At 53.5% G+C, this 7,505-nt stretch carries 8 protein-coding genes and 1 riboswitch; of the genes, 3 read left to right on the forward strand and 5 right to left on the reverse strand.

What is annotated here, in order from left to right; genetic code table 11:
* The 3 genes from ACPLUI_RS08575 to cobT form a co-directional block, all read left to right on the forward strand.
* Positions 1-838: hypothetical protein (locus tag ACPLUI_RS08575; protein ID WP_424659849.1), on the forward strand; the 838-nt coding region annotated here is incomplete at its 5' end.
* A gap of 28 nt (positions 839-866) precedes the next feature.
* Positions 867-1,391 (forward strand): ferredoxin domain-containing protein, encoded by a 525-nt coding sequence (locus tag ACPLUI_RS08580; RefSeq protein ID WP_424659850.1) that lies wholly within the window; start codon positions 867-869, stop codon positions 1,389-1,391.
* A gap of 79 nt (positions 1,392-1,470) precedes the next feature.
* Positions 1,471-1,725: riboswitch (cobalamin riboswitch) on the forward strand.
* 87 nt (positions 1,726-1,812) lie between these two features.
* Positions 1,813-2,880 (forward strand): nicotinate-nucleotide--dimethylbenzimidazole phosphoribosyltransferase, encoded by a 1,068-nt coding sequence (gene cobT, locus ACPLUI_RS08585; protein WP_424659851.1) that lies wholly within the window; start codon positions 1,813-1,815, stop codon positions 2,878-2,880.
* A 101-nt stretch (positions 2,881-2,981) separates the two neighbouring features.
* Here cobT and fbp read toward each other — a convergent pair whose 3' ends face one another.
* From fbp to ACPLUI_RS08610, 5 genes are all read right to left on the reverse strand, one after another.
* The gene (fbp, locus tag ACPLUI_RS08590; RefSeq protein ID WP_424659852.1) at positions 2,982-4,076 is read right to left on the reverse strand and encodes a fructose-1,6-bisphosphate aldolase/phosphatase; all 1,095 of its coding nucleotides are present in this window, start codon (positions 4,074-4,076) and stop codon (positions 2,982-2,984) included.
* A 154-nt stretch (positions 4,077-4,230) separates the two neighbouring features.
* The gene (locus ACPLUI_RS08595; RefSeq protein ID WP_424659853.1) at positions 4,231-4,776 is read right to left on the reverse strand and encodes a pyruvate kinase alpha/beta domain-containing protein; all 546 of its coding nucleotides are present in this window, start codon (positions 4,774-4,776) and stop codon (positions 4,231-4,233) included.
* A 147-nt stretch (positions 4,777-4,923) separates the two neighbouring features.
* The gene (locus ACPLUI_RS08600; protein WP_424659854.1) at positions 4,924-6,033 is read right to left on the reverse strand and encodes an ATP-binding protein; all 1,110 of its coding nucleotides are present in this window, start codon (positions 6,031-6,033) and stop codon (positions 4,924-4,926) included.
* 136 nt (positions 6,034-6,169) lie between these two features.
* The gene (locus ACPLUI_RS08605) at positions 6,170-6,604 is read right to left on the reverse strand and encodes a MarR family winged helix-turn-helix transcriptional regulator (RefSeq protein ID WP_424659855.1); all 435 of its coding nucleotides are present in this window, start codon (positions 6,602-6,604) and stop codon (positions 6,170-6,172) included.
* 368 nt (positions 6,605-6,972) lie between these two features.
* Positions 6,973-7,505 (reverse strand): manganese catalase family protein (locus ACPLUI_RS08610; protein ID WP_424659856.1); only part of this gene is annotated, 533 nt, incomplete at its 5' end.

Genomic DNA, 7,505 nt, shown 5'->3' on the forward strand with positions numbered 1-7,505 from the left:
GGCCGGGGGAAGTATAGAAATTATCGGGCTGGTGACCCGGGCGAAGGTGAGCAGCGGGGGCAAGCTGGTGCTGCACCGGGGGGTTATCGGCAGTACGCTGCGGGCCGGCGGTACCTTTCCCGGAGCCCAAAAGCTCGCCTTCATGCTCCGGGATATTCAGTCCAACCTGGACCTTCTTAAACAGGCTCTCGAACAGTTAATGCGGTACCGGGGGGATGATTTGTCGCGGTTGAATTTCGGGCGGGTCTTGATGACCCTCATGGATACCAGGTTTAAAAACCTGCGCCCCCTCGTCAAGAACACCATCCAGCAAATTGCTGCTGCCGGAACAGAATTGCCGGAGGAGGTTACCTGCTGCGTCCCTTCACTGAATTGCCTGGTGGGGCTTAACCCGCTGACGTTAAAAAGTTTTGATGAGGTGGTCAGGGACGTGGAGGCAGCTGTAGCTCTGCTCCAGTCTGACAGAGAAAACCCGGCCGATGTAGTGCTCCCTTCGGCCATGAGTTCTGTCATCCACAGCTCCGGTAGCGTTTACGTAACCCGGCGGGGCTGTGTCAATACCACTATCCATGCCGGGCGGGATGTAGTAATCAAAGGTTCTTTCAAGGGTGGGGAAATCTTTTGTGAAGGCAATGCCGAAATAGAGGAACTCGGCAGCACCCTGGGGGCACCCCCGGTGGTCAGGGTGGGGGGGAACGGGTTGATAAGGGTAAAGCGGGCTTTTGCTGGAGCTGTGGTGCAGGTGGGGCGGCGGCGCATGATTCTTACGCAGGAAATGGGCTCCTTTAAAGCCCGTCTCAATAAAGAAGGGGAACTCGATATTATCCCTGGAAATTGATCCATTACATAAAGGCAGGTGATGTTTTTTGCGCGAGGCCATGTTGATGGTCGCCCAGTTGATGGCGCTGTCGGCCCGTACTGCGCCAAAGGGGCTGGGCCAGGATTATGTAGGTATCCGGGTGCTGTCGGGAGAGGAGCTCTTCCGGCTCGCTGATGAAATGGAACGTTTTGGGAAGGAACGGGGGAAGGCCAACTTCGACCGGGATGCCGATAATGTACGCCGGTCGGATGCTGTAGTGCTTATTTCCCTCACGGAAAACAAACCTCTGGGACTGAACTGCGGCGCCTGCGGTTTCAGCCGGTGTGAGGAGTTGCAAACACGGGAGGGTCCGGAATTTCCCGGCCCGTTATGTGCCTGGCGTCTCCTGGACGTGGGCATTGCCCTGGGTTCGGCGGTCAAAACGGCCAGTCTTTTTAACGCTGACAACCGGATTATGTACCGGGTGGGTACGGTTGCCCGCCGTATGGGTCTGCTCCAGGGCGCAATTGTGGTAGGGATTCCGATCTCCGCTACAGGCAAGAACATTTATTTTGACCGTCCGGTCAAGTAGCGTTAAATTTTTTAAGAGATGGCAGGAAATTAACCGGATATGTAGAATTACACTCCTGTAGGACTTAGTAGTGAACAGGCGAATATTAATGTCAGCAGGTGCCCCTGTTTAAAAGCGGGGGAGAATAGGGAATCAGGTGCAAATCCTGAGCGGTCCCGCCACTGTGATCGGGGAGCAACCTCCATAATAAGCCACTGGTCAATTCTCAGCTTAACCTGTTTTGCTCTGACGTGAAGTCGCAGCGAACCAATTACGCATGGCTGAGTGCGGACTGGGAAGGCGGGTGGTTGTGAGGATCCGGAGCCAGGAGACCTGCCTGCTGATTGTAACCCGCTGGATGATGGTAAAGTCCACGGCCTTATTCGGGCTGTGGACTTTTTTAATTCTTTAACTATCTTTAAAACAAGGGAGGTTGGTCGTTTTGCTGCTGGAAAATACTATGGCCGAAGTTGGGGCGCTTTACCCCGGCCCCATGGCCGAAGCCCAGAAAAGGCTGGATAGCCTGATCAAACCACCCGGCAGTCTGGGTCGGCTGGAGCAGCTGGCCGTGCAGCTGGCCGGCATTACCGGCAATCCCCGTCCGGTGGTTGGTGACAAAGTGGTTATTATTATGGCCGGCGACCACGGGGTGGTGGCGGAGGGTGTGAGTGTGGCACCCCAGGAGATTACCCACCAGCAGATTCCGGCTTTCCTTACGGGGGTGGCTGGTATCGGCGTGCTGGGTCGGCTCGCCGGCGCCCGTCTGGTAGTGGTGGACGTGGGGGTGGCGGTACCGGTAGATTACCCCGGCGTGCTGAACCGGAAAGTGCGTCCAGGTACGGGGAACATTGCCTGTGGCCCGGCCATGACCCGGGAGGAGGCGGTACGTTCGGTGGAAGTGGGTATCGAGGTGGTCCGGAGTGAAATTGACCGGGGAGCAACTTTGATTGCCCTCGGTGACATGGGTATAGGGAACACTACTCCCAGCAGTGCTATTGCCGCAGCACTGGGAGGCTATACGCCTGAAGAGGTAACCGGCCGGGGCACCCTGGTTAACGACCAGGTTCTGCGCCGCAAGATAAATGTGGTAGCCAGGGCACTTGAAGTCAACCGGCCCGATCCTGCAGATGCACTGGACGTGCTGGCTAAGGTGGGTGGGTTGGAGATCGGAGGCCTGGCCGGGGTTATTCTGGGGGCAGCTGCCAGGCGGGTGCCGGTGATCATTGACGGCTTCATTACAACGGCGGCTGCCATGGTGGCGGCCGCCCTGCAGCCCAGAGTAAAGGAATTCATGATTGCCTCCCATCTTTCCGGTGAGAAGGGTCATCGTCTGATGCTGGAATACCTGGGACTGACACCCATGCTCTACCTGAATATGCGTTTAGGTGAGGGGACTGGTGCAGCTCTGGCCATGCACCTGGTGGAGGCGGCGTGCCGGGTGATTAATGAAATGGCAAGTTTCAGCGAGGCCGGTCTGACTGATCTGGATGAAGATAAAATCTTGAAGTAAACAAAAAAATAACCAGGGCCCTGAACACCGCCTGCAGGTGGTTCAGGGCCTGCTTATTTAACCGGCCATTAAGGATGTAAGAGGTCTCGGGATTCAGATTCTTAGCGAAGTTTTTCAAAACGGTCCTTGAGTTTTTTCAATACCTGGGGCATGGTGGTATATTCCATTTCGTCCAGGTGCAGCCGGTGGGGTTCAAAAGGCCCCAAAGTGCGCATATAGTTGGCAATTTCGTTAGCCATCTGACGGGCCTGGTCGAAGGCCGGGTCGGCAAAGAAGTCCTGGGGACCGATGAGCTTGCCTTCAGCCAGCTGGAAACCAAGGGCAACAACCCGGGGCGGCCCGTCAAAACGGGACGGTGTGGCTTCCTGCATGCTGACCGGCATCAGAGGACCGCTGTGAGAGCCGCGCATCCAGCCGCTGACCAGGTGGGGTTTGGTGAAGGGTTCCAGCACTTCCCCAACCGCGGGCATACCGCTCTGGCAGCGCACGATACATACCGGGTCATCTTTACCTACGTAGCGACCGGCCATCAGGTTTAACCTCTGTGTACTGGATACGGCGGCAATTTCCCCCGTTTTCTTATGAAAAACGCGCTTGATGCAGTAGCGACCGGGGGCGCCGATGAAGACAAGCATGTCATATATTTCCTCGGGAGCAGAGAAAGTAACCCGGGTGTTCTCAATCAGGTCCCGGACTTCGAAAATGAATCCGTCGTGCATACTGGGGTCTATGACCAGGCCGGCTGTGTTAAAGGGATCGGCAAAAATTTTGTACAGAGGCAGGTTCCATGCCCCCGGTTCTGTCTTGTCGGCCATAAAGACTATGATGGGTTCGCTCTTGCGCTCTTCAAACTCCATTTCCGCTACCCCGGGCCCCAGGCCTTTGATGTTTCCTGAAAAAGCATCAGCCAGCAGGTCCTGGCCTGCTCCATAAAGCTTCAGCTTTTTAGCTATTTCAGTGCAGGCGACAAAAGTATCCCAGGCCAGCTGGTGGATTTCACCGTTATTCCGGCCCAGTTCGTGGGTCATAATCAGGTTGATATCGTCGCCTACATGGGCTACATAGGAATCTATCAGGAGGGAGCTACCCTTAAGCATGCCCTGGGCCTTTTCAATCAGGGCGGAGTGAACGGATGAGTGCCCTACAAAGCCTCCTACATCCGCTTTGATGACCGTAACGGTAATTTTCTTGCCCATGAAGATCCTCCCCGTACAAAAAAATGATCTATTTACATTTATTCTTGAAGCGCAGGACATTTTCCTGCCTCTCAAAGAAAAATTTTTATCCAGATTTATTATTATGACGACATAATTCTCTCTCTATAATGTATTGTGTTATCTTATTTGGCTCTTAAAACTCCCTGGGCTTGCAAATAATTTCCTTAACCCTGGTATCGAAAAAGTGATTGGCATGGGCAGGAAGAATTACCGCTGCCGTATCGGCACCCGTTCCTGTTCCTGCAACGGCCACGACCTCTTTGCCCGCCGGGATCAGCCCGGCATCCAGTGCCATGACGGCGATTTCCACGCACACTTTTAAACCCTGGCCCAGCATGCGCAGGGTTTGGGCAATGATTTCGGCGGGATAAACGCCTCCGAATTTATTCCGTACACCCCGGTCCAGCCCGCCCATAAGATGGGTGGTGGTGAGCAGGCGTACTCCCCTGGCTGTGAGTTCTGCGCGCACGCCGGGGGGCATTTCATCTTCTCCCGGAGCGGTAAAGCCCACGTGGTGGGTTACGCATACTACATGGGGGACTTTGCCGATCAGCTTTTTAGCTGTTTCCCCGCTGCAGGAAGCCACCACGATGTGGTCAATCGCCAGCTCCTGCGCCCTTTTCACCGCCAGGGCAATAGTTTCATCGGTATTAACAGGACCTTTCTGGGGCCAGTACATTCTCTTACCTCCTCAGGTATATGCTTGACTACCTTCCCTATTTTAGCCCAGGGGACCTGCTTTTGACAAGTAAGGGGCGGCGGTCGTTGAAGCAGGAATTTTCCGTTGCGAAACGGGAAGCTCCCACCTCTATAGGCGGGAGAGGCTTCACGTGCGCCCCTTTTCCCTTGCCATACGCAGGAATTTTTCTTTGCTGTCTATTGGAGGGACGTGAAGGGCGGAACGGCGTGACATGAATAGAGCTTCGTTGGGACAGGTGCTGGCGCACACGCCGCAACCAAGGCACAGATCTTGGTTGATAGTTGGTATACTCTTACCATCGCCTCTGTCCTCCATGGTGATGGCTTTTATATGGCAGCTGTCGGCGCAGGTGCCGCAAGATACACACTTATGAGGTGCTAAGGAAGGGATGAAGTTGCTCGGGTGGGTGGAGAATTTACCCGATTCGTTAATACCGCGCAGAACCGTGCAGCAACAACCACAACAATGGCAAATATATGCGGGCTTGTTCATGACGTTGTCGCAGAGGTGTACCAGCCCTAGCTTTTCTGTGTGTTCCAAAACGCGCAGTAGTTCGTCCACCGTGGCCTGCTTGCCGAAACCACGGTAGACGATCCATTTTGCGGCTTTGCCCAGGGACATGCAGACATCCAGCGGCGCGTCACAGGATTTGCCGAGGTGTTTAGCCTTGTGTCGGCAGGCACATATAGAAATGGCTCCCCCACCCGACTGACGGATGATTTCCGAGGCTTTCTCGTAGGTAAGCACCTCTGTCTCCACGGCCACCGGGATCAGGCTTTCATAGACCAGGGTACGGAACATTTTGGTATCGGAACAGGTGAGCTCCTCTCTTACTTCGTTGCTTTTGAAATACTTTTCAAACAACTCCGCCAATTCCTTGAGCTCGACCTGGTTTCCCGTGCGCATGAAGGTGTATTCGAAGAATCCGATCACCATTGGTGCCAGCAGGTAATAAAAGCCGGTGCGGTGGGGAACGTCGATGACCAGCCCCTTTTCAGCCATGCCGTTTAAAATGGCCTGTAAATCCTCTTCAGCGTACCCGGTGGCGGCAGCCAGTTGCTCCAATCTGACCGGGCTAAGGGGGAACCGGCTGCCCACCCTGGCTTCACTTTCCGTATAAAGGCGATACAGGATCTCCATGAGGGTTTCGTTTACCGGTGCCCCCACCGGTTCTCTGTTCAAGCGTTCGGCCAGGGCCCGGTAGATCTCATCCCTGGCGCCAACAATGTGCCCCATCTTGACCTTCCTCCTTATCTTTAAGATTTTCTTGAGCTGTATTACCTCGTAGTCTCATTGGCATTCTCCCAAATCACCTTTATAGGCCAATAATTTTGGTAAGAATAATTTGCATACAAACAAAATTAGCAAAAAATTAGTCTTCCATCAGCTTATCGAGCACTCTTTCAAAGATGGCAAATTCACCCGGCGGGAACTGTTCCTTAATTTCCCGGTCAAGGTTTTCCGCAAGTTCGACGAGTTCCTTTTGATAAAGCCTGGCCTTTTCTTTCAGAAAGATCAATAGCGAGCGTCTATCTTCCGGGTCGTCCCGCCGCTCTACCAGATCCAGCCGCTCCATACGGTCCAGAATGCCGGTGAGAGTGGAACCATCCATATTGAGGACCCTGGCCAGGTCTTTGAACCTGATCCCGTCGCTGACCCAGAGGGCACTCAACACATAAAACTGCACAGGCGTGATATTGTAAGGAGACAGGCTGTTCTCATAATAGCGCTGTATTTTTCGCATTACCTTGTTTAGTTTGAAACAAATGTACCTGGAAGGACCGAATCCGCCCGCATTTAGTTCCATACGTATCTCCTGGCTGTAATTATTCGTGAACCAATTATTTCTATGCAATCATTGTAAGCAACAAGTCCGCTTGTGTCAAGATGAAGTACATGTTCCGCCGCCAGAAAGTTAAGAAAACACCCCTTGATATTGTAAGAGGACTCAAGGGGCGGGTCTTCTTGTGGCCACCCTGTAATCTGTACTTGACACCCACCATAAAGCCCTGTCGATTAACCTGGAGGAAAAGACCGGGTCAATGGCAGGTGGCCAGGCGGGTGACCATTTTCTCAGCCGTTTCCGGGTGGACTTCGCCGTAATATTGGTAATCTGGGTTGATGGGGTGGTGTGAGAGTCGGGGACCAGCGCCCCTCTCTGAGAATAAGCTCACATCAAGCGAACCGTTGGAATTGTCCCGGTTGCGAAAGATTATAGTATTGTCTGGAGTAGTTGGTGTCCACAAAGTCCTTCAAGACACCCTGGCCTTGAACTTCATTCAAAGCTTGACGGAACAAATTGGCATGAGCCTCTTCCCGGCTAATAAGGAACTGGAGAAAATTCTGCACTGCCGGGTCTGTAGCCTGGCGGTACAGACGTTCGTATACAGCTTTGGCCCGAAACTCAGCTGCAATATTGGATTGCAAATCAGCAGCTATATCGCCAACAACATCAACGTAAGTGCTGGAGAAAGGCGAACCCATGGAGTTAATCCACAAAGGTCCACCTCCGCCGAGAAGTCGGAAAGCGAACTCCTCAGGCGAACCAGTGCTGGTTTGTTCCCCTACAAGGAGCCCTATCATATGAGCGACCATTTCCATATGGTTTAATTCTTCAGTGCCAATATCCAAGAGGAGGTCCTTTATTCTGGGATTCTTGCACTGCAGTCCTTGAATGATATACTGCATCCCGGCAGCCAGCTCACCGT

The sequence above is a fragment of the Desulfofundulus sp. genome (assembly GCF_049701015.1).
Classification (GTDB): domain Bacteria; phylum Bacillota; class Desulfotomaculia; order Desulfotomaculales; family Desulfovirgulaceae; genus Desulfofundulus.

Bases quoted from the DNA above. Each gene is read 5' to 3' on its own strand.
- fbp (WP_424659852.1), bottom strand. From the start codon at position 4,076: ATGGGCAAGAAAATTACCGTTACGGTCATCAAAGCGGATGTAGGAGGC.
- ACPLUI_RS08595 (WP_424659853.1), bottom strand. From the start codon at position 4,776: ATGTACTGGCCCCAGAAAGGTCCTGTTAATACCGATGAAACTATTGCC.
- ACPLUI_RS08600 (WP_424659854.1), bottom strand. From the start codon at position 6,033: ATGGGGCACATTGTTGGCGCCAGGGATGAGATCTACCGGGCCCTGGCC.
- ACPLUI_RS08605 (WP_424659855.1), bottom strand. From the start codon at position 6,604: ATGGAACTAAATGCGGGCGGATTCGGTCCTTCCAGGTACATTTGTTTC.